Origin of the sequence: Sporosarcina trichiuri (assembly GCF_030406775.1) — a bacterium.
Lineage (GTDB): Bacteria > Bacillota > Bacilli > Bacillales_A > Planococcaceae > Sporosarcina > Sporosarcina trichiuri.
The window spans coordinates 352,834-374,326 of sequence record NZ_CP129119.1 but is presented as its reverse complement, the minus strand read 5'-3'; the positions used below and the strand labels follow the sequence as shown (position 1 = coordinate 374,326).

Annotated in this window: 15 protein-coding genes and 2 rRNA genes; 5 read left to right on the top strand and 12 right to left on the bottom strand. The window is 52.1% G+C overall.

Annotated features, from left to right (window positions below; translation table 11 throughout):
• Positions 1 to 174: 174 nt before the first annotated feature.
• The 3 genes from QWT68_RS02100 to QWT68_RS02090 form a co-directional block, all read right to left on the bottom strand.
• Positions 175 to 3,106: ribosomal RNA gene (locus tag QWT68_RS02100) — 23S ribosomal RNA — on the bottom strand.
• 287 nt (positions 3,107 to 3,393) lie between these two features.
• Positions 3,394 to 4,945, bottom strand: a 16S ribosomal RNA gene (locus QWT68_RS02095).
• The 16S and 23S rRNA genes sit together here, the layout of an rRNA operon.
• Positions 4,946 to 5,415: 470 nt before the next feature.
• Entirely contained in the window at positions 5,416 to 6,300 is an 885-nt protein-coding gene (locus QWT68_RS02090) for a DMT family transporter (protein WP_040285986.1), read from the bottom strand.
• 187 nt (positions 6,301 to 6,487) lie between these two features.
• Here QWT68_RS02090 and QWT68_RS02085 point away from each other — a divergent pair, with 187 nt between their 5' ends.
• Positions 6,488 to 7,486 (top strand): cation diffusion facilitator family transporter, encoded by a 999-nt coding sequence (locus QWT68_RS02085; RefSeq protein WP_290149279.1) that lies wholly within the window; start codon positions 6,488 to 6,490, stop codon positions 7,484 to 7,486.
• Between the two features lie 47 nt (positions 7,487 to 7,533).
• On the opposite strand, the gene QWT68_RS02080 is transcribed toward QWT68_RS02085, so the two are convergent.
• From QWT68_RS02080 to pruA, 4 genes are all read right to left on the bottom strand, one after another.
• Entirely contained in the window at positions 7,534 to 8,697 is a 1,164-nt protein-coding gene (locus QWT68_RS02080; RefSeq protein WP_040285693.1) for an iron-containing alcohol dehydrogenase, read from the bottom strand.
• 120 nt (positions 8,698 to 8,817) lie between these two features.
• Positions 8,818 to 10,062 carry a Glu/Leu/Phe/Val family dehydrogenase gene (locus tag QWT68_RS02075; protein ID WP_040285694.1) on the bottom strand — a complete coding sequence of 415 codons (1,245 nt, stop codon included), beginning with the start codon at positions 10,060 to 10,062 and terminating at the stop codon, positions 8,818 to 8,820.
• Positions 10,063 to 10,142: 80 nt separating this feature from the next.
• Positions 10,143 to 11,336: an ornithine--oxo-acid transaminase gene (locus QWT68_RS02070; protein WP_040285695.1), complete on the bottom strand. Its 1,194-nt coding sequence runs from the start codon at positions 11,334 to 11,336 to the stop codon at positions 10,143 to 10,145.
• Positions 11,337 to 11,417: 81 nt separating this feature from the next.
• Complete coding sequence (gene pruA, locus QWT68_RS02065) at positions 11,418 to 12,965, bottom strand: L-glutamate gamma-semialdehyde dehydrogenase (RefSeq protein ID WP_040285987.1); 1,548 nt, start codon at positions 12,963 to 12,965, stop codon at positions 11,418 to 11,420.
• A gap of 131 nt (positions 12,966 to 13,096) precedes the next feature.
• On the opposite strand from pruA, the gene QWT68_RS02060 reads away from it, so the two are divergent.
• Positions 13,097 to 14,416, top strand: coding sequence for a sigma-54-dependent Fis family transcriptional regulator (locus QWT68_RS02060; protein ID WP_040285696.1), 1,320 nt, complete (start codon positions 13,097 to 13,099; stop codon positions 14,414 to 14,416).
• 16 nt (positions 14,417 to 14,432) lie between these two features.
• Here the strand turns inward: QWT68_RS02060 and yugI are convergent, their stop codons facing one another.
• Together yugI and QWT68_RS02050 are read right to left on the bottom strand one after the other, a co-directional pair.
• Positions 14,433 to 14,807, bottom strand: a complete 375-nt coding sequence (gene yugI, locus QWT68_RS02055) for a S1 domain-containing post-transcriptional regulator GSP13 (protein WP_040285697.1) — start codon at positions 14,805 to 14,807, stop codon at positions 14,433 to 14,435.
• Between the two features lie 116 nt (positions 14,808 to 14,923).
• The gene (locus QWT68_RS02050; RefSeq protein WP_040285698.1) at positions 14,924 to 15,187 is read right to left on the bottom strand and encodes a DUF1871 family protein; all 264 of its coding nucleotides are present in this window, start codon (positions 15,185 to 15,187) and stop codon (positions 14,924 to 14,926) included.
• A gap of 80 nt (positions 15,188 to 15,267) precedes the next feature.
• On the opposite strand from QWT68_RS02050, the gene QWT68_RS02045 reads away from it, so the two are divergent.
• A complete protein-coding gene (locus QWT68_RS02045; RefSeq protein ID WP_290149274.1) occupies positions 15,268 to 16,440 on the top strand; it encodes a MalY/PatB family protein in 1,173 nt (390 codons plus the stop codon).
• Positions 16,441 to 16,460: 20 nt separating this feature from the next.
• Here the strand turns inward: QWT68_RS02045 and QWT68_RS02040 are convergent, their stop codons facing one another.
• Complete coding sequence (locus QWT68_RS02040; protein ID WP_040285700.1) at positions 16,461 to 16,694, bottom strand: hypothetical protein; 234 nt, start codon at positions 16,692 to 16,694, stop codon at positions 16,461 to 16,463.
• 37 nt (positions 16,695 to 16,731) lie between these two features.
• A complete protein-coding gene (locus QWT68_RS02035) occupies positions 16,732 to 17,316 on the bottom strand; it encodes a peptidylprolyl isomerase (protein ID WP_040285988.1) in 585 nt (194 codons plus the stop codon).
• Between the two features lie 285 nt (positions 17,317 to 17,601).
• Here QWT68_RS02035 and QWT68_RS02030 point away from each other — a divergent pair, with 285 nt between their 5' ends.
• Entirely contained in the window at positions 17,602 to 18,825 is a 1,224-nt protein-coding gene (locus tag QWT68_RS02030; RefSeq protein WP_040285701.1) for an MFS transporter, read from the top strand.
• 78 nt (positions 18,826 to 18,903) lie between these two features.
• On the top strand, positions 18,904 to 20,757 hold the full coding sequence (locus tag QWT68_RS02025) for a transglycosylase domain-containing protein (protein ID WP_040285702.1): 1,854 nt from the start codon (positions 18,904 to 18,906) through the stop codon (positions 20,755 to 20,757).
• Here the strand turns inward: QWT68_RS02025 and QWT68_RS02020 are convergent.
• The gene (locus QWT68_RS02020; RefSeq protein ID WP_052461678.1) at positions 20,754 to 21,356 is read right to left on the bottom strand and encodes a DUF5366 family protein; all 603 of its coding nucleotides are present in this window, start codon (positions 21,354 to 21,356) and stop codon (positions 20,754 to 20,756) included. The two genes, QWT68_RS02025 and QWT68_RS02020, sit on opposite strands and share 4 nt — an antisense overlap.
• Positions 21,357 to 21,493: the final 137 nt, after the last annotated feature.

The following is a 21,493-nucleotide window of genomic DNA, read 5'->3' as shown; positions in this document are numbered from 1 at the left end:
AAACGGACATTGTGCAGTCAAGACCGCCTCACGGCGCTTCGACTTTCGCGTAATCCAGCTTCGACTCCCTGATGCTTGAGGTCATAAGTCAACTCGTCTGCGTGGCAGAAACCGCCACTCCGCCGATTCGCCTTATGCTTGTCGCATCAAAACGGTCGTCTCCGCTTTTTTGTTTTGGTTAAGTCCTCGATCGATTAGTATCTGTCAGCTCCACATGTCGCCATGCTTCCACACCAGACCTATCCACCTCATCATCTTTGAGGGATCTTACTTACTTGCGTAATGGGAAATCTCATCTCGAGGGGGGCTTCATGCTTAGATGCTTTCAGCATTTATCCCGTCCACACATAGCTACCCAGCGATGCCTTTGGCAAGACAACTGGTACACCAGCGGTGTGTCCATCCCGGTCCTCTCGTACTAAGGACAGCTCCTCTCAAATTTCCTGCGCCCGCGACGGATAGGGACCGAACTGTCTCACGACGTTCTGAACCCAGCTCGCGTACCGCTTTAATGGGCGAACAGCCCAACCCTTGGGACCGACTACAGCCCCAGGATGCGATGAGCCGACATCGAGGTGCCAAACCTCCCCGTCGATGTGGACTCTTGGGGGAGATAAGCCTGTTATCCCCGGGGTAGCTTTTATCCGTTGAGCGATGGCCCTTCCATGCGGAACCACCGGATCACTAAGCCCGTCTTTCGACCCTGCTCGACTTGTCGGTCTCGCAGTCAAGCTCCCTTATGCCTTTGCACTCTTCGAATGATGTCCAACCATTCTGAGGGAACCTTTGGGCGCCTCCGTTACCTTTTAGGAGGCGACCGCCCCAGTCAAACTGTCCGCCTGACACTGTCTCCTGCCCGGATCACGGGCAAGGGTTAGAAGTCCAATACAGCCAGGGTAGTATCCCACCATTGCCTCCGCGTAAGCTGGCGCTCACGCATCCAAGGCTCCTACCTATCCTGTACAGGCTGCACCGGAATTCAATATCAGGCTACAGTAAAGCTCCACGGGGTCTTTCCGTCCTGTCGCGGGTAATGCGCATCTTCACGCATATTATAATTTCACCGAGTCTCTCGTTGAGACAGTGCCCAGATCGTTACGCCTTTCGTGCGGGTCGGAACTTACCCGACAAGGAATTTCGCTACCTTAGGACCGTTATAGTTACGGCCGCCGTTTACTGGGGCTTCAATTCGAAGCTTCGCTTGCGCTAACCTCTCCTCTTAACCTTCCAGCACCGGGCAGGCGTCAGCCCCTATACGTCACCTTACGGTTTTGCAGAGACCTGTGTTTTTGCTAAACAGTCGCCTGGGCCTATTCACTGCGGCTCTCTCGGGCTGTTCACCCTACCAGAGCACCCCTTCTCCCGAAGTTACGGGGTCATTTTGCCGAGTTCCTTAACGAGAGTTCTCTCGATCACCTTAGGATTCTCTCCTCGCCTACCTGTGTCGGTTTGCGGTACAGGCACCTCCCGCCTCGCTAGAGGCTTTTCTTGGCAGTGTGAAATCAGGGACTCCAGGGAAACTTCCCCTTGCCGTCACAGCTCAATGTTACAGGAACGGGATTTGCCTCGTTCCACACCTCACTGCTTGGACGCGCATGACCAACAGCGCGCTCACCCTATCCTTCTGCGTCCCCCCATTACTCAAACGGCGGGGAGGTGGTACAGGAATATCAACCTGTTATCCATCGTCTACGCCTATCGGCCTCGACTTAGGTCCTGACTAACCCTGAGCGGACGAGCCTTCCTCAGGAAACCTTAGGCATTCGGTGGAAGGGATTCTCACCCTTCTTTCGCTACTCATACCGGCATTCTCACTTCCAAGCGCTCCACCAGTCCTTCCGGTCCAGCTTCAACGCCCTTGGAACGCTCTCCTACCACTGACACCCAAGGTGTCAATCCGCAGTTTCGGTGATTCGTTTAGCCCCGATACATTTTCGGCGCAGCGCCACTCGACCAGTGAGCTATTACGCACTCTTTAAATGATGGCTGCTTCTAAGCCAACATCCTGGTTGTCTGGGCAGCGCCACATCCTTTTCCACTTAACGAATACTTGGGGACCTTAACTGGCGGTCTGGGCTGTTTCCCTCTCGACTACGGACCTTATCACCCATAGTCTGACTCCCAAACATAAATCATCGGCATTCGGAGTTTGTCTGAATTCGGTAACCCGGGATGGGCCCCTCGTCCAAACAGTGCTCTACCTCCGAGATTCTGACGTTTGAGGCTAGCCCTAAAGCTATTTCGGAGAGAACCAGCTATCTCCAGGTTCGATTGGAATTTCACCGCTACCCACACCTCGTCCCCGCACTTTTCAACGTACGTGGGTTCGGGCCTCCAGTAAGTGTTACCTTACCTTCACCCTGGACATGGGTAGATCACCTGGTTTCGGGTCTACGACCCCATACTCATGCGCCCTGTTCAGACTCGCTTTCGCTGCGGCTCCGCGTTCTCGGCTTAACCTTGCATGGAATCGTAACTCGCCGGTTCATTCTACAAAAGGCACGCCATCACCCATTAACGGGCTCTGACAACTTGTAGGCACACGGTTTCAGGATCTATTTCACTCCCCTTCCGGGGTGCTTTTCACCTTTCCCTCACGGTACTGGTTCACTATCGGTCACTAGGGAGTATTTAGCCTTGGGAGATGGTCCTCCCGGATTCCGACGGAATTTCACGTGTTCCGCCGTACTCAGGATCCACTCTGGAGGGGATGGAATTTCGGTTACGGGGCTTTTACCCACTCTGGCGGGCCTTTCCAGGCCGCTTCGCCTACCCCATCCCTTTGTAACTCCGTATAGAGTGTCCTACAACCCCAGGAAGCAAGCTTCCTGGTTTGGGCTCTTCCCGTTTCGCTCGCCGCTACTCAGGGAATCGATGTTTCTTTCTCTTCCTCCGGATACTTAGATGTTTCAGTTCTCCGGGTCTGCCTCGTATCTGCTATGTATTCACAGATACGTACCATCCTATTAAAGATGGTGGGTTTCCCCATTCGGAAATCTTCGGATCACAGCTTACTTACAGCTCCCCGAAGCATATCGGTGTTAGTGCCGTCCTTCATAGGCTCCTAGTGCCAAGGCATCCGCCGTGCGCCCTTCCTAACTTAACCATAAAGTCATTGTTCTTCCGCCATCCAGCGATGAATGGACGTCAGAACGAAAAAGAATCGCAGTCCGGCTCACAAATGTGTCCGGCTCGGTTGATTGTCTTGATTTGTTGCTTCAATGTCGTTTTATCCAGTTTTCAAAGAACAAGTTTGAAAGTTCAATTGCGGACAAAAAGTCCGGCCATGAGCCTTCAAAACTGAACGCAAAATGTCAACGTAAGAACCGAAGGTTCTTTTCCGAATGTGCAGCTTCTTCCTCGCAAGGAGGTTCCGCTGACATATATCCTTAGAAAGGAGGTGATCCAGCCGCACCTTCCGATACGGCTACCTTGTTACGACTTCACCCCAATCATCTGTCCCACCTTCGGCGGCTGGCTCCCGTAAGGGTTACCCCACCGACTTCGGGTGTTACAAACTCTCGTGGTGTGACGGGCGGTGTGTACAAGACCCGGGAACGTATTCACCGTGGCATGCTGATCCACGATTACTAGCGATTCCGGCTTCATGCAGGCGAGTTGCAGCCTGCAATCCGAACTGGGAACGGTTTTCTGGGATTGGCTCCCCCTCGCGGGTTTGCAGCCCTCTGTACCGTCCATTGTAGCACGTGTGTAGCCCAGGTCATAAGGGGCATGATGATTTGACGTCATCCCCACCTTCCTCCGGTTTGTCACCGGCAGTCACCTTAGAGTGCCCAACTGAATGATGGCAACTAAGATTAAGGGTTGCGCTCGTTGCGGGACTTAACCCAACATCTCACGACACGAGCTGACGACAACCATGCACCACCTGTCACCGCTGCCCCCGAAGGGGAAGGCATGTCTCCATGCCGGTCAGCGGGATGTCAAGACCTGGTAAGGTTCTTCGCGTTGCTTCGAATTAAACCACATGCTCCACCGCTTGTGCGGGTCCCCGTCAATTCCTTTGAGTTTCAGCCTTGCGGCCGTACTCCCCAGGCGGAGTGCTTAATGCGTTAGCTGCAGCACTAAGGGGCGGAAACCCCCTAACACTTAGCACTCATCGTTTACGGCGTGGACTACCAGGGTATCTAATCCTGTTTGCTCCCCACGCTTTCGCGCCTCAGCGTCAGTTACAGACCAGAAAGCCGCCTTCGCCACTGGTGTTCCTCCACATCTCTACGCATTTCACCGCTACACGTGGAATTCCGCTTTCCTCTTCTGCACTCAAGTCCCCCAGTTTCCAATGACCCTCCACGGTTGAGCCGTGGGCTTTCACATCAGACTTAAAGGACCGCCTGCGCGCGCTTTACGCCCAATAATTCCGGACAACGCTTGCCACCTACGTATTACCGCGGCTGCTGGCACGTAGTTAGCCGTGGCTTTCTGACGAGGTACCGTCAAGGTACGGGCAGTGACTCCCGTACGTGTTCTTCCCTCGCAACAGAGCTTTACGATCCGAAAACCTTCTTCACTCACGCGGCATTGCTCCATCAGACTTTCGTCCATTGTGGAAGATTCCCTACTGCTGCCTCCCGTAGGAGTCTGGGCCGTGTCTCAGTCCCAGTGTGGCCGATCACCCTCTCAGGTCGGCTACGCATCGTCGCCTTGGTAGGCCATTACCCCACCAACTAGCTAATGCGCCGCGGGCCCATCCTGCAGTGACAGCCGAAACCGTCTTTCAGAGTTCCTCCATGCGGAGGAACTGATTATTCGGTATTAGCCCCGGTTTCCCGGAGTTATCCCCATCTGCAGGGCAGGTTGCCCACGTGTTACTCACCCGTCCGCCGCTGATCGCCGGGAGCAAGCTCCCGGCGATCCGCTCGACTTGCATGTATTAGGCATGCCGCCAGCGTTCGTCCTGAGCCAGGATCAAACTCTCCATAAATCTGAGAGCTGATGCACAGCGCATTGCGTCGTCAGCTTCACTCTCTCAGTCAGTCACGTACGTAAGTACGCTCCTTCCTTCGTTCGATCGCTTCCTAGCACTGCATTGCACCTCAGCACTCAGATACACTCATTCAACATAATGAACAAGCGTATACAGAAAATTGATTGCTCAATTTTTGCTGGCATCATAATGATGCTTGTTAGATCTTGATGATCTGGTTTGTCCGGTCCGCCGACGGGGCCGACTGAACGCGGACGATTTATCGTTGACATTTTGCTGTTCAGTTTTCAAGGTTCGCGTTGTTCGCTTGTTGTTTTCAGCAACTCTTACAGTATACCGCACTGTGATTATCGTGTCAACAACTTTTTTAAAAAAATACTTGCCCTTTCGGAATGTGTTATGCGTGTTCCGAAGGACAAGTAATAATATACAACAGACTCGATATGGTTTGCAAGCTTTTTTTGAAATTAAGCTGCAGTTTTTTTCCGCCCGTCCGCTACGAACAGCAGAATCCCAAGCAGTACTACAATTCCGCCGATGATTTGTGCGGCGGACAGGCTCTCGCCGAATACATAATACGCTAAGATGGAAGCCCCGACAGGCTCGAAAAGGATCGCAATCGATATGGCATTGGTACTCACCCATCGTATAGCCCAGTTAAACAGCGTATGTCCAAGAAGATTAGGGATCAGCGCGAGAAGCACAAACCATACCCAGTCCGACTGCACTGCCGGAACCAGTGCCTCCCCTTTGATGATCACATACAGGAAAAGTGCTGCCGAGCTGATGGAATAGACGACGAATGTATAGGTGATGAGTGACAGCCGCTGTCTGACGTCCTGTCCGAACAGCAGGTACGCAGTGATGAGAGCGCATCCAATCAAAGCGAGGACGTCCCCGAAGAACGCACTGCCCCCCAGCCGGAAATCACCGAAGCTGATGATCACACTGCCCATTATCGCAATTACTGCGGACAGAATGGTTTTTACCGATATCTTCTCCTTAAAGAAGAAGTATGTACCTGCGAATGCGAATATCGGCTGCAGTGTCACCAGAACGGTCGAGCTTGCAACCGATGTATAATTCAATGATTCAAACCAGAAGATGAAATGGAACGCTAAAAAGATTCCTGCCAGGGTGGAAAAAACCCAATCCCTTTTTGTCAGAACCCTGATTTCCTTCCGGTATTTCAATAAAAAAACGGGAAGCATGAAGATCACCGAGAAAAACATCCTATAGAATGCGGTGACTCCGGCTTCAGCACTCACCAATTTTACAAATATGGCAGAAAGGGCAACAGAAATTACACCTATGATAATAGGGATTGCCGGATGGACAGCAGGCTTGTTCATGAACAACACTTCACTTTCTATCAATGACAGCGATTGAAAAAGATTGAGAATGGTTATAGCAATCAGTATAGCACAGCCGGTTGTTCTGCACATTCAGCAAATAAAACAGCCGGCTGCTGCCTGACCGGACTTTCCCATCTGGCTTGCTATACTATTGCCACTAGCGACTTAAAAGGAGACTGATGTAATGAATGGTTGGATCGGATTACTGAAAAACGGAAACAGATCCGCTCTCATGGCGGCAATCGTCAATTTAATAATCTCTGTATTGAAAGCAGGCGCCTTCTTTCTTACCGGCAACGTCGCAATGTATGCGGAGATGATGCACTCATTGGGTGACGCCGCAAATCAGCTGTTTGTCTATACGGGATCCGCTCTATCCAAAAAGGCCCCGACCCCGAAGTTCCCCAACGGGTTCGGACGTATCGTCAATCTGGTCTGCCTGGGCGCCGTCCTTGTCGTTGCCATTCTTTCCTATGAAACGATCATCGAAGGTATCCATCACATTTTGCACCCTGCGGAGAGCACCGGACTCCTCATTAACCTCGGTGTATTAGGGCTAGGCATTGTTCTGGAATCATTCGTGCTCTACAAAGCTTCCAAGGAAGTGATGCACGATGCAGGACTGGCCCATAATGGGATCTCTTCCCTACCAAAGAGCTTTGCTCATCTGTCCAAAGCGAAGCCCCCGACAAAGTTGGTATTCATGGAAGATCTGGTGGCAACGAGCGGAGGTGTCATTGCATTCATCGCTGTCCTGCTGGCCCACTTCCTCGGATGGACAGCAGCCGAAGGGATTGCATCCATCGCAATCGGTGGGATGATGTTTTACGTCGTCGGCAAGGTGTTCCTTGAAAACGCGCGCGGAGCAATCGGCGAGACGGATGAGGAAATGCTGGCCCATATCGCACATCTGGTTGCCGAAGACCCCGACATAGTCGACATCCAGCGTGTGGAAGTTGTGAAAGAAGGGGAAAGCCTGCATGTTGAAATCGTCGCGGAAGTCTCTACTGCCAATACAGTGGAATATGTGCTCGCTGTGAAAGATCGCCTGATGACTCTCGTGCTGTCACAGAAAGGAATACAGGACGTGATCATTTCGCTGATCGGTGATGACGGCATCCAGTCCTGGAACGACACGAACAGCTCCCGTCTCATCGAAAACCGAAAAAAATTACCAGAATAAAAAACGGACCGGATCGCCAAATTTTGAATTGGCGCCGGTTCGTTTTTTTATAGTGAATTTGTCAGAATCTGAACAACATCCTGTTTGGACAGCTTGGCGAAATTGCCGAGCGGGCCATTGACAGCTGCTTTTTCTGCCATCAGCTCGATTTTTGAATCATCGATGTCGTAGTCCGCAAGCTTGCGCGGCGCACCGATCGATGACCAGAACGCTTCCAGTTTCTCAATGCCTTCGATTGCTATTTCCTCATCTGACTTCCCTTCTGGGTCCACACCGAATGCATTCACTGCGAGCTGTGCGTACCGTTTCGGGTTCAGATGCATCGTATAGCGCATCCACTCAGGGAACAGGATTGCAAGTCCTCCGGCATGCGGGATGTCGTAGACTGCCGATACTGCATGTTCGATGTCATGGGTTCCCCAGTCACCTGTATACCCCATTCGCAGGAAGCCGTTCAATCCCCAGACGCCTGCGAGCATCATTGTCGCACGGAGCTCGTAATCATCGGGGTGATCGACGACTTGGGCGCCTGTACGGATAATCGTGCGGAGAGCACTTTCACACATCTCGTCCTGGAATGGCGTATTCGAGGATTCATTGAAATACTCCTCGAAGATATGGGACATTGTATCGACGATTCCATTGACTGTCTGATCACGGGGAACAGACATTGTATACGTCGGATCCAAAACGGAGAATTTCGGGTAATTGAGGGGTGTTCCCCATCCGTATTTCTCTTGCGTTGCTTCGTTCGTTATGACCGAACCGGCATTCATCTCCGAGCTGGTCGCTGACAAAGTCAGGACAGTGCCGAATGGAAGTGCATCTTGCGGTGTCGCTTTGCGGACAACGAAATCCCATGGATTCCCGTCATACTTTGCCGCACAGGCGATGAGTTTTGTGCAGTCGATGACCGAGCCGCCGCCGACGGCCAAGATGACGTCGATTTCTGCCCGCTTACACAGATCGGCTGCCGCGATCGCTGTGGACAGACGGGGATTCGGCTCCACTCCGCCGAATTCATGGATCGTCATGCCGCCGTCTTTCAAGACATTCATGACATCATCATACACACCATTAGTTTTGATGCTCCCGCCGCCGTACACGACAAGCACTTTGTTTCCATATTGTTTCAGTTCGTCTGCCAAGTTGCTGACCTGTCCTTTTCCGAACAGCAGTTTGACAGGATTTTGGAATACGAAATTATCCATTTCCATCGCCTCCTCAGGTACCTTCTATTATGTTTCACAGCTTTCAGCGGTGCAACTGATTTGCATAGACCGCCAGACAGGAAAAGAGCGCCCCGGCAGCGGGACGCTCTTCTGTACTCCTTATGCCCATCCGCGGAAACGGGAGGCTTCCGCTGTTTTGCGGATTCCGATCATATAAGCTGCAAGACGCATGTCAATGCCGCGCGTAGTTGCCTGCGTGTAGACATTATCGAAGGCTGTGACCATTTTCTCGGTCATACGTTCACGCACGTCCTCTTCAGACCAGTAATAGCCCATGTTGTTCTGCACCCACTCGAAGTAGGAAACCGTTACGCCGCCAGCGCTTGCCAGCACGTCCGGAACGAGGAGGATACCGCGGTCCGTAAGAATCTTGGTCGCTTCGCTCGTTGTCGGTCCGTTCGCCGCTTCCACAACGATATTCGCTTTGATGTTGTGTGCGTTGTGCTCCGTAATCTGGTTTTCGATCGCTGCCGGAACGAGGATATCGCAATCCAGCTCGAGCAGTTCTTCGTTCGTCAGTGTGTTTTCGAACAGCGTCGTGACTGTTCCGAAGCTGTCGCGGCGGTCAAGGAGATAGTCGATATCCAAACCGTCCGGATCATGCAATGCACCGTATGCATCCGAGATACCGATGACTTTCGCACCTGCATCATGAAGGAACTTCGACAGGAAGCTTCCGGCGTTGCCGAATCCCTGGATGACGATCCGTGCACCTTTCATATCAATGCCACGGCGTTTCGCTGCTTCGTTGATGATGATTGTAACACCTTCAGCAGTCGCACGGTCACGGCCTTGTGATCCGCCGAGGACAATCGGTTTGCCTGTGATGAAGCCCGGAGAGTTGAACTCGTCGATCCGGCTGTATTCATCCATCATCCACGCCATGATCTGAGCGTTCGTGAAGACGTCCGGAGCAGGAATGTCTTTTGTCGGCCCCATCACTTGGGAAAGAGCGCGTACATAGCCGCGGCTCAGACGTTCCAGCTCACCCATCGACATTTCTCGCGGATCACAGACAACGCCGCCTTTACCTCCGCCATACGGGAGATCTACAATACCGGCTTTCAGCGTCATCCACATCGACAGCGCACGGACTTCGTCCAATGTCACGTCTGGGTGGAAGCGCACGCCGCCTTTTGTAGGGCCGACTGCATCGTTATGCTGGCCGCGGTATCCAGTGAATACTTTCACTTTCCCGTCGTCCATTTTGACCGGAATGCGGACTTCCGTCATGCGCATCGGTTCTTTCAGAAGATCATACATGCCTTCATCGTAGCCCAGCTTGTCAAGTGCCTCTTTGATAACAACTTGTGTAGATGTGAACAGATTCAGGTTTTCAGTCATTGGTTTGGCTCGCCTCTTTGTTTCATAATGGTTTTTCCTAGTTCATCGTATCATATCGGTCTGTCGAATTGGAAAGTTTTTTAGTTCGCAAAGACACTTTTGATCTTCTCGATTGCCCAGTCCAAATCTTCTTTGCTGATCACTAAAGGCGGCGCAAAACGGATGACTGTATCATGCGTTTCTTTGCAGAGCAGGCCAAGTTCTTTCAGTTTTTCACAATATGGCCGCGCTTCTTCTGTCAGCTCCATGCCGATGAAGAGACCGCGTCCGCGGACTTCTTTAATGACGTCGTTCTCGATCTTTGCGAGCTCGCTTTTGAAGTAGTTGCCGAGTTCTTCCGAGCGTTCAGCGAGTTTCTCATCCTGCAGGACATCCAGGGATGCGATGGAAACTGCGCACGCCATCGGGTTTCCGCCGAATGTCGAACCGTGTGAACCAGGGTTGAACACTTCCAGGACTTCCTTATCTGCAACGACACAGGAAATCGGGAACACGCCGCCGCCCAATGCCTTGCCGAGGATATACATATCAGGATCTACATCTTCCCACTCACATGCAAACATTTTACCAGTACGGCAAAGACCCGCCTGGATTTCGTCTGCAATGAACAATACATTGTTCTCCTTGCAGAGTTCGCGCGCTTTTTTCAAATAGCCTGCAGGAGGGATGAGGATTCCTGCTTCCCCTTGAATCGGCTCGATGATGAAGGCAGCTGTATTTTTCGTGATCGCTTGTTCAAGTGCATCAATATCGCCATACGGCACAAGCTTGATGCCCGGCAGCATCGGACCGAACCCGCGCTTGTATTCAGGGTCGGATGAAAGGGAAACAGCACCCATCGTCCGGCCATGGAAGTTGCCTTCGCAGCCGATGATCTCCGCTTTGTCCGCTTCAACGCCTTTGACATCATATGCCCAGCGGCGCGCTGCTTTGATCGCTGTTTCTACAGCTTCAGCTCCTGTGTTCATCGGAAGAGCCATTTCTTTGCCTGACAGTTCAGTCACTTTTTCATACCATGGGCCCAATTGGTCGCTGTGGAATGCACGGGAAGTAAGGGTTACTTTGTCTGCCTGGTCCTTCAGTGCCTGGATGATTTTCGGGTGACGGTGTCCTTGGTTCACTGCAGAGTACGCAGAAAGCATATCCATATATTTGTTACCTTCCGGATCCTTTACCCATACACCTTCGGCTTCAGAAATAACGATCGGCAGCGGATGATAGTTTGGTGCACCATACTTGTTTGTTTGTTCAATCACTTGTTGAGATACTGACATTCAAAATCCCTCCTCGGTTTGTTATGTAAAAGCAGCGCCTGCCCTGGGGCAGGCTGCTGTGATAGTTGTCTGATCAGCTTATTAGAACATTTCCGAAGTTGTCTTGCCCTGCATGTGGAGCTGCAGGTAATCCGGGCCGCCTGCTTTCGAGTCAGTTCCGGACATGTTGAATCCGCCGAATGGCTGGTATCCAACAATCGCGCCTGTGCAGCCGCGGTTGAAGTACAGGTTCCCGACATGGAAGTCTTCACGAGCCTGCTCCAAGTGTTCACGGTTCGTCGTGATGACTGCGCCTGTCAGGCCGTAGTCTGTGTCGTTCGCCATTTCGATAGCTTCTGTGAAGTCTTTCGCTTTCGCCAATGCGACGAACGGTCCGAATACTTCTTCTTTCATGATACGTGCATCAGGCTTGACGTCAGCGAATACTGTCGGTGCGATGAAGAACCCTTTTGAGTCGTCCCCTTCGCCGCCCGCGATGAGACGTCCTTCTTTTTTGCCGATTTCAACATAACCCATGATTTTATCGAAAGCATTTTTGTCGATAACAGGACCTGCGAAGTTCGACTGGTCCGCCGGATCTCCGTACGTCAATTCCTTCGTCAGTTCCTCGACACGGCCGACAACTGTGTCGTACACATCTTCATGGATGATGGCACGTGAGCAGGCCGAGCATTTCTGACCGCTGAAGCCAAACGCCGATTTGACGATGGACTGAGCAGCAAGTTCAAGATCCGCTTCGCTGTCCACGACAATGGTATCTTTACCGCCCATTTCAGCGATGACACGCTTCAGCCAGATCTGCCCTTCGTTCACTTTCGAAGCGCGCTCGTAGATGCGTGTTCCGACTTCGCGCGATCCTGTGAAGGAGACGAACCGTGTACGCGGGTGGTCGACGAGGTAGTCGCCCACTTCAGCGCCTGAACCCGGCACGTAGTTTACAACACCTGCAGGCATTCCTGCTTCTTCGAGCACTTCCATGAACTTGTAGGCAACAACCGGAGTTGTCGATGCAGGTTTCAGAAGAACTGTATTACCTGTCACGAGTGCTGCGACAGTTGTTCCGGCCATGATCGCGAATGCGAAGTTCCATGGGGAGATGACAACGCCTACGCCGAGCGGAATGTAACCGAAACGGTTGAACTCGCCCGGACGGCTTTCTACAGGGATGCCGTCTTTCAGCGTAAGCATCTGGCGGCCGTAGTATTCCATGAAGTCGATTGCTTCAGCAGTGTCCGCGTCCGCTTCGTTCCAAGGCTTCCCTGCTTCTTTCGTCAGAAGAGCTGAGAATTCGTGCTTGCGGCGGCGTACGATTGCAGCTGCTTTGAACAGGATATCCGCACGCATCTGCGGATCTGTCTTTCTCCATGTGCTGAACGTTTCGTCAGCGATTTTCATCGCCTTTTCCGCGATGTCTTTGCTCGCTTTGGATACGCGGCCGATTGTTTCTTCTTTGTTGGCTGGATTGAATGACACTAGCTTGTCATCTGTCATGATACGCTCTCCGCCTACAATCAGGGGATAATCTTTACCAAGGTAAGCTTCAACTGTTTTCAAGCCTTCCTCGAATGCTTTTTTATTTTCTTCCTTAGTGAAGTCTGTAAATGGTTCATGTTTGTAGGGAATCATGATAGTCCTCCTTTGAATTAGCGCAAAAAAAGTTTGCACTCCGTTCGTGATTACATTTATAATAATGCAAGATATTATTGCGCATTGCAAGTATTATTGTTTAAAACAGAGAAAAAGTTGGGCGGTGTCAATGAATGAACAGTTTCGACGAATCACTCTTCCCTTTCTATGAATTCGCTGTCCAGAATGCGGGAATCGGCATCCACGCTGTCAACAGTGATGGCCGGACGATAATCTACAATGACAAGATGAAAGAGATCGAAGGGCTGGAACTCGAGGATATCCGGGAGTTGTCCATCCTTGAACTGTTTAAATTCCGTCAGCAGCCGAGCACACTTATGGAAGTGCTGCAAAACGGAAAAGAACAGCTGAATATCAAACAGACGTACTGGAACCGCAATGAAACCGAAATCACGACCATCAATAACACCTATCCGATCGTCCAGGACGGACGGCTGATCGGCGCGATCGAATTGTCACATGACGTCACTGCACTCGAGAAGTTCGTCCTCCAGCCGCTGAAGAAGGACAGGGATCCCATCCTTCTCAACCATATCGTGGCTGAGTCGGAGTCCATGAAACGAATCATCGCGACGGCCAAGAAAGCGGTGCGCGCACGGCTCCCTGTTCTGCTCATAGGAGAAGCCGGCACTGGGAAAGACCTTGTCGCGCAAGGGATCCATCATGAGGTGCCTGATGAGGACTCATCGTTCTATACGCTATATTGCAATCGTTCGGATATGCAGGCCATCGAACGGCTGGCTGGAAAATTGGCAGAAGACGCACCGTTCACGTTATTTTGTGAACGTATCGACTTTCTATCCATCAAGCTCCAGCGAAAATTGCTGGAAATCCTTGAAACCTCTGAAGCAGGGTCACGGCAGTTCATCGCAAGTATCGGGGAAGATCCCGTGGAACTCATCTCCTCAGGTGTACTACTGAAGGAACTCTATTACTTCTTTGCCTCTTTCACGATCCGCTTCCCTCCTTTGCGGGAACGGACGGAAGATATCCTGCCCTTCGTCAGGAGATATTTGGCCAGACGCAGAGAAAGCTTCGGGACGGTCTTGGAAGACATCACAGAGGATGTACAGGATCTGTTCCTGTCGTACTCCTGGCCGGGAAATATGCGCGAGCTCGAAGTGCTGCTCGATGAGGTCGCGTCACTCGCCTCGTCGGAGACGATTATATCAGTGGATATGCTGCCGCTCCATTTCAGGAACAAGAGCAATGCATTGGAAACCGGCACAGCCCTTGCCTCCCCATTCCAGCCGGCAGGCGGCAGTGATTTCCTGCCGCTCGACAAGTTCTTGCGGGAAGCGGAATCCTACTATATACAGCGGGCGCTTGCCATGCATGACGGAAATATCACCCGCACAGCGAATGCCCTGTCGATGAGCCGGCAGAATCTGCAATACCGGCTGCGGAAAAACAAAAACGGAGGAGAGGCATGATGCCCCTTCTCCGTCTTCAATAGCCTGATTTGTCGATCCAGTCGCGAAGTTTGTCTTTCAGTGAGTTGAATCCTGTTTCGTCCTGCTCGTCGACCCGTTCTTGCAGCGACTTGCGGGGGCGGTTGTTTTTCTTAGCGGCAGCAGGCGGTTCCTGCAATGCCCGGATGGACAGACTGATCTTGTGATCTTGTTCATCAACATCCAAAATCTTCACGTTCACCTGCTGCCCTACAGCCAGATGCTCATGGATGTCCTTCACAAATCCGTATGTGATTTCGGAAATGTGGACGAGCCCCTGTGTCTGATCATCCAGAGCGACGAATGCGCCATAAGGCTGAATCCCCGTCACTGTACCTGACAGTTCCTGACCTGCTTCGTATTTACCTGTCATGCGAACAGCTCCCAATCGTGTTTTGACTATCTGAAATTGCCATAACGGCCACTATCAGTATAGCATCGGAACACTAGCGGGAGCAAAAGATAGTCACTTGACGGCCGTACTGCCTATTACGATATGATACATTTCGCTTCGAACTTCACAGCGAGCAGCTTATAGGAGATCTGCATGCAGTCTTCCAGCGGAATCCACAGACCGCAACAAGGTTCATAGACATCGCGGATCCGTTTTGCGAGATCACTCGGATGATCCAGGACTTCCAGTTCGCCCAGGATTATCGCGATCTCCCGTCCATACGCTTTCGGCCCCGCTAGGAACGGGTCCCATTCTTCCAGCAGAGCCGCTGCTTTTTTATTGATTTCTGCAGTTTGCACACCAAGTCACCTGATTTTTCTTTTTTATTTATGATAGCATAGGATTGTGAAAGAATACAGGTGGTACAGGGGGAATACATATGACTGAATTTACGCAACTTGTCGAAAGACGGAATACGACGTCCATGAAGTGGGATCGGATGGATAGGATCTATGGCATTGAGAATACGGAGGACATCCTGCCGATGTGGATAGCGGACATGGATTTCAAGGCGCCGCAGCCTGTGCTTGACGCGCTTCAGGGACGGCTGGATCATGGCGTGTTCGGCTATTCATACGTGTGCGAGGGCTGTAAAGACGCTGTCCGGGAATGGTTTTCGAAGCGGCACGGCTTCGAACCGAAAAACGAATGGATGCTGTCCCATCATGGTGTCGTACCTGCCATTGCTTCCGTCGTCGAGACACTGACCGAAGAAGGAGACACTGTCTTACTAACACCGCCTGTCTACCCACCGTTTTCCAGCGTGCCGAGCATGCAGCACCGGACTCTTGAAGAATGCCGGCTGACGGAAGGGGACGGACAGTATTCACTCGATCTTGAGAAATTGGAAGATTCTTTGAAGAAAAATGTCAAACTATTCATATTTTGCAATCCGCACAACCCCGGCGGGATCGTCTGGCCGGTCGATGTGCTGCAGGAAGTCGTCCGCCTGTGTGCAAAGTACGATACGCTCATTCTGTCGGATGAAATCCATGCGGACCTGGTCTTTGCTCCGCATAAGCATACGCCGCTGCACCTGGCAGCAGGTGACGACTACAAACGGATCATCACATGCGTCGCACCGACGAAAACATTCAACCTGGCCGGCATCCAGGCGGCGATGATGATCATCCCGGACGATGCGCTGCGTCAGAAACTGCAGGACAACGGCATGGCACACGGTCAGATGGAATTGAACGCCTTCGCCGGAACTGCGCTGCAAGCCGCCTACCGCCACGGCGAATCATGGCTCGAGACATTGCTCGACACGGTCTCGGGTAACATGGATTATGTGGTGGACACACTTCCTGCACAGGTCCCGGGCGTCCGTGTCACCAAACCGCAAGGCACGTACCTGCTGTGGATCGACTACCGGGGAACCGGCCTGTCGGAAGATGAGATGATGGACAAGCTCCTGAACAAAGGGAAACTTGCCCTCGAACCGGGAACGAAATACGGTGAAGCCGGCCGCGGGTTCCTGCGCATGAACGTCGCTGCATGCCGCTCCACCGTTGAGGACGGCGTCACCCGGTTTGTCCGGGCTATGGACTAAGAAGAAAGAAAACAGCATCCTCAGTCATGAGGATGCTGTTTTTGTCGTTCTCCGGCCTCGCGAGCTTCTCGCCGTTCGCGCAGGATCCGTTCTTCCAGTTCTTTCGTTTCCAGTTCCTGTTTCTTCGAATTCCGTCTGAACCAATAAAGCGTCAGCGCCATGAGGATCATGAAGAAGACAAAGGAAATGGCCGCTGGAATGTATTCCGTCTTGTCTTCCGGAAAGTAAAGGAAAGGCATCAGAATCGTCATCATGCCAAGCACTTCCTAACACTAAAAATTTACAAAATCCTTACTGGACGTCGATCGATTCAATCTTGACATCTTCAAGAGGCTTATCGTTACTGTTCGTTTTGACAGCAGCAATCTTATCAACGATATCCATGCCCTCGATGACCTGTCCGAATACGGTATGCTTCTGGTCGAGGTGCGGCGTGCCGCCCATTTCCCCATATGCTTCCGCGATTTCTGCCGGCCAGCCGCCTTGTTTCAGCTGCTCGACGGATGCCCCCATCAGCTTTGGCGCCTGCACGATGAAGAACTGGCTGCCGTTCGTGTTCGGACCTGCGTTCGCCATGGAGAGCGCACCGCGCAGGTTGAACAGATCCATTGTGAATTCGTCTCCGAATGAGCCGCCGTAGATGCTTTCGCCGCCCATTCCTGTACCTGTCGGGTCGCCACCCTGGATCATGAAGTCCTTGATGACCCGGTGGAAGATGATTCCGTCATAGTAGCCTTCTTTTGCGTGCTCAATGAAGTTTTCAACCGTTTTCGGCACCTTTTCTTCAAAAAGCTTGATTTTGATCGGTCCCATTGTGGTATTCATCGTAATAAGACGTTCGCCTGCTGCTGTTTCTTTTGATAATTGCGGATACATGTGGGAATCCTCCTCAGGAATAGTGTTTTTCGGCTGTTCTGCCGTGGCTGCCTCTTCTTCGTCGGCTGTCTTCCCCTCTTTCGCCTGCTGTTGTCCGCATGCGGACAACACGAGCAACAGGACAGCCGTAAGTGCAACTATGCACAGTTTCTTATTCAATTTGCTTCACCCTGAACAAGTTTACCATATCCGGCGTTCAAACCGAACTGCAAGCACTTGACTTCCTTCGGGTGCCGAATTGTTCTATACTGATAAAATACAGTTTGTACAGAGGGAAGGACTTCTATGGATATACAAAAACGAAATTTCATCATCATCTGGGTTTCCAACTTCCTCGTCGCAGGCACCATGACGATGATCATGCCCTTCTTATCTCTTTATATCGAGACGTTCGGGAACTATTCCGATGCCTACGTGCAGAAATGGTCAGGCCTTGTATTTGGTGCGACATTCATTACAGCGCTGATCATGTCCCCGATCTGGGGGCGGATTGCGGATAAGTACGGCTTCAAACCGATCCTCATTATCAATGGATTCGGGATTGCCGTCTCCGTCTTCCTGATGGGGTTCATCCATTCAGTGGAAGCTTTCTTCATATTACGCCTGCTGAATGGTGTCGTCACCGGCTTCATCCCCACCTCACTCGCATTCATTTCAGCTAATACGAAACGGGAAGAAGCCGGGAAACGCCTCGGGACCCTCCAGATGGGGAGTGTCACCGGGACGCTGTTCGGACCGGTGCTCGGCGGACTGCTGGCAGACGCATTCGGGTTCCAGTATACGTTTGTCATCACCTCCGTTTCCGTCATCATTGCAGCTTTGATCATCATCTTTGGTATCAAGGAAGAGCGGAAGGTGAAAAGCAGCCGGGCGGTTTCCTATTCACGCAAAACGATTCTCGGCGGGCTGCTGAAACACCGGCTCATGCTCAACGTTATGGTTGTGACGTCGCTGATCCAGATCGGGAATTTCAGCATCCAGCCGCTGCTGTCCCTGTACGTTTCCCACCTGACGACCTCCGAGGATGTGGCATTTCTGGCAGGCATCACGTTCAGCGCTGCCGGTGTCGGAAACCTGCTGTTCGCCCGGAAATGGGGCAAGCTCGGCGACCAGATCGGCTATGAGAAGATTCTCAGCTTCCTGCTCATCCTGTCTTTCCTCTTCATCATTCCGCAGGCATTCGTCGGCAGCCTGTGGCAGCTCGTCATCTGGCGGCTGCTGTTCGGTATTTCAATGGGCGGCATGATCCCGATCACGACCGCGCTGGTACGGCGGGAAGCCCCGATCGATATCCAGGGCGAAGTGATGGGCTACAATACGAGCTTCCGGTTCCTCGGCAACATCATCGGACCGATGTTCGGCGGGATTGTCAGCGGATTCCTCGGAATTTCATCAGTTTTCATCACGACCGGGGTCCTCTTCCTGCTCGGCTTCGCTTTCCTCTATTACGCGAAGCGGAAGCCAACCCAGGACTTCGAAGATTTCCTTGCCGAGTCCCAGGAGAAATAGATTTGAAATATAGCACACTCCACACGCCGGAGTGTGCTATATTTTGTTACAGTGAAACAATTTGAGGGGGAACAGACCGTGAGACAGCTGGCAGGAATCGCTGTTGCGCTGCTCAGCCTCCCGCTGCTCTTCTGGCTGCAGAATGCAGTTGCGGCAGAGTGGCAGGAAGCGAACGCGTATAAGGAACAAGTTGAAGAGACGATTGAACTTTCAGAGCCGCCCGTCACTATACCGATGACGTTATATGATCGGAACGGTGCACTGTTCGCGGAGGACTATTCGGAATGGCGGGATCCGCTGCCGATCGGGGAAATCCCACTATTTGCGAAACAGCTGTTCCTGGAAAGTGAGGACAAGGGGTTCTACGAGCATCGCGGATATGATGTTGCCGCGATTGCACGGGCCTTCGCAGTGAATGCCGCATCCGACGGGCTGACCCAGGGAGCGTCGACGATCACCCAGCAAGTGGTGAGGATGCGCTTCCTCTCCCCTGAAAAGACATATGAACGGAAATTCAGGGAAATCCTTTATTCGGCGGAACTCGAGAAACAGTCGACGAAAGAGGAAATCCTTGAGATGTACATGAATGAAATGTATTTCGGCAATCAAGTATACGGCATAGGAGGCGCCGCCACCTACTATTTCAGCAAACAGCTGAGCCAGCTGAACGAAGAGGAGACCGCATTCCTGGCGGCGATTCCGAACAACCCGTCGATGTATGACCCGCTGCGTCATTTCGATGCCGCGAAAAAACGGCAGCAGCGACTGCTCGATGTGCTGGCAGCAGCCGGCGTCATTACAAAAGCGGAAAGTGAAGCGATCGGAAAACGTCCGGTCGTCCTGCAGGTCAAACGGAAGAACAGCAGATTTCCCGTTTATCATACATACGTGATGCATGAACTGAAACAGCTTGTGTATGAAAAAGAAGGATTCTCGGAGCGGCTGCTGAAGGCGGAAAACAAGGAGCAGCGGACAGCGATTCGGCAGCAGGCCGATCAAAAGGTATCGGAGGTCGTCGATTCCGGTGTGCAAATCGATACAGCGCTCGATCCGCTGAAACAGCAGAACGTCGAAGAGCGGATATCTTCCCTGCTCAATGGCCGGGGCATCCAGGCCGGGGCTGCAATTATCGATAACGACACACGCGAACTCGCTGCCCTGTACGGCGGCTATGGTTATCGTAAAGGTGATTTCAACCGTTCGTATCAGGCCGTACGCCAGCCCGGTTCCGCCATCAAGCCGCTGCTCGTCTACGCGCCTTACCTGGAAAGCGGGCCTTTCACGGAAAACTCACCGATCGACGGCAGCCCGATCTGCATCGGTTCCTACTGTCCCGAGAACTTCGGCGGGTATCAGTACGGCGTGACAACGCTGAAGAAAGCATTCAGCCGAAGCTATAACACGAGTGCCGTCCGGATCATGCAGCGTGTCGGTGCAGACAAGGCGTTCTCCTATCTGGAGCCGTTCCAGTTTGACCACTTCACGGCGAAGGACCGGCAATACACAGCTGCGCTCGGCGGATTCGAGCACGGGACCACACCTTATGAAATGGCGGACGCCTATACGAGCTTCGTCGACGGTACATACAAACCGTCCAGAGCAATCCGTTCCGTGAAGGACCGGAACGGAACGGTGCTGTACAAATGGGATGACATGCGTCAGACGGTCTGGTCAGCCAAGACCGCTGCCGCTGTCCGCTCGATGCTTGCGGAAACTGTGCGGACCGGCACGGCAAACGGGGTCCGGCAGACAACCGGCTACACTGGCGCGAAAACCGGAACGACGTCAGACTATAAAGATCTGTGGGTCGCCGGCATGGATGCCGATCATACAGCAGCTGTCTGGACAGGTGATGACCGGCCGCGCAGACTCCAGCAGGAAAGTGAACAGAAATTACATTTGCGTTTATTTTCCGCCGCTCTGTCAGACTAGCTGCCCATCGGCAGCTGGTCTTTTTCCATGCCCGGAATACTCGCGGAGATCCCATTATACAATCTGAGCAGTATATAGACGACGGCGAACAGCAGGACCGCCCATATGACAACCTCGAAGAAAATGACGCCGATAATCGTCATCATGGAAAATTGATGGTGCAGCTGATACGTACTGTAGATGAAATAGATGAATGCAGCCGCCAGAAAGACCGCACTCAGCCAGACGATGGACTGGACAGCGGCGACTGATGCCAATGCGCCGATGAAATAGATCAGTTTTCCGCCCCGTCCGTCAGGGAGCGGTATCCCCTTTTCATCATCGGCAGGACGGTTCCTGTAAAAGAACAGCATAGCCGTCTCATGTATTGTTTCCGCTATGAGTTTCAGCGCGCTGAAGACCATGAAATAGGCAAGTGCGTAGATGGTCAGCAGGAACAGTTTCATCTGTGTGTCCGTCAAAAATTCTAGAAGTCCGTTATACAGGCCGATCTCCCGGAAGATGCCGAGCGACCAGCTGACTGTATAGACGCCGAACGTCAGGCTGAACAGCATGATCGTGAAGAACGGCAAGTAACTGAATAAGTATGGATTTTTCATAATACACCTCTGCGGGCTTCTATTTTTCTCGGTTTTCCCAATGACTCTATAATATAGGAAGTGATTGACCTCCTGCAATTGTTTCTAAGTGCCGGCTGTGCATTCGGCCTGGTTTTGCGTTATACTTTAAAACAATG